Consider the following 480-nt stretch of genomic DNA (forward strand, 5'->3'; position numbering starts at 1 on the left):
CCGCGAGGCTGACTGCTTGCAAGAGCAATGCCGAAACCGATAGCGGCACAAGCCAGTGCCAGCATGCGCGGAAGATCGCCCTCTTTGGCCAGGAAATTGGCGTACGTAGCGCGGCAAACGCCGAGCGAGGCAGCAGCGCTCGCATACGTGTAGCCATGGCGCTGTTGCCATGCCCGCAATTCAGCGGCATTCATCACCATCCCTCTCTGTGCAGCAGCGCGTGGCCAACGTGCTTGGCCCACCAGTCAATCCAGTCTGGCAAGACAGTTTCGGGCACGTCATACCGCAGAGCGGCCCAGGCGGGTTCAGGGGCAATGCCATTTTCCGGGAGCGGCGTGGGGGAGTGCACGTGTATCCACTCCCACATTCGACGGCTGGTCTTTGCGTTGAGAGACACCGCCAAGACAGCAATGGGACAGCCTTCGTTCAAGAGCTGGAAACTCGCGGCACTGGCATTGATTTCGCCGCGCACCGCATATC

At 61.0% G+C, this 480-nt stretch carries 2 protein-coding genes; both read right to left on the bottom strand.

What is annotated here, in order from left to right; genetic code table 11:
- The coding region (locus tag KDH83_RS31475) for a hypothetical protein (protein ID WP_212323074.1) at positions 1 to 194 on the bottom strand (194 nt) is incomplete at its 3' end.
- Positions 194 to 480: hypothetical protein (locus KDH83_RS31480; RefSeq protein WP_212323077.1), on the bottom strand; the 287-nt coding region annotated here is incomplete at its 5' end. The genes KDH83_RS31480 and KDH83_RS31475, both read right to left, overlap by 1 nt.

The organism is Achromobacter sp. Marseille-Q0513, from assembly GCF_018195695.1.
Classification (GTDB): Bacteria; Pseudomonadota; Gammaproteobacteria; order Burkholderiales; family Burkholderiaceae_B; genus Achromobacter.